Origin of the sequence: Elioraea sp. (assembly GCF_051860475.1) — a bacterium.
Classification (GTDB): Bacteria; Pseudomonadota; Alphaproteobacteria; order Acetobacterales; family Acetobacteraceae; genus Elioraea.
In genome coordinates this window covers 1-518 of record NZ_JBHYDW010000322.1, presented here as the reverse complement: position 1 = coordinate 518, position 518 = coordinate 1, and the positions used below count along the sequence as shown (strand labels likewise).

The window sequence follows — 518 nt, the reverse complement described above, 5'->3', positions numbered from 1 at the left end:
ATCGACCAGCCCTGGCGCATCACGTCCATCGGCCTCCGCGACTGGGCGCATCGGTTCTGATCAGTGGGAGTTGGTATGAACCACCCCAGGATTGGCCTTCAGCGTCGCCTCCAGGTCCTTCCAGGTGCGGATGTCGGACGAGGACGGCACGACCTCCCCCCGGCCTCCTCGGTGAGCCGGGCGATCGGCTGCACGTTGGCGATCGTGCTCGGGCTCCTGTTGCTGATCCCGGCGCCGACCATGACGCTGCCGCCGACCCGCAGGGCGTTCGTTTGGGTGCGCGCTGGTTCACGAAGCGGGGCAGGCCGACCAACCGGCGCCACCGACGTTCTAGAGCTGGACGCTGCCGACCGGGCCGACCGGGCGTGCGGCCTGCTCGATCGCCCTGCCGCTACCGTCCCATCCACCGCCGGGGCCGGCCGCCACGAACATGAAGATGCTGACGAACCGCTGCTGCGCCGCGGCGGGGCGCCGCACGGGCACGGCCGGCAGCAGCACGGCAGTCGCGAGCAGCGACC

Annotated in this window: 1 pseudogene; it reads right to left on the bottom strand. The window is 71.2% G+C overall.

Going from position 1 to position 518, the window contains the following annotated elements:
- Window positions 1-330: 330 nt before the first annotated feature.
- Window positions 331-518: pseudogene (locus tag ACTIFU_RS24010) on the bottom strand (tripartite tricarboxylate transporter substrate binding protein); the annotation flags it as partial.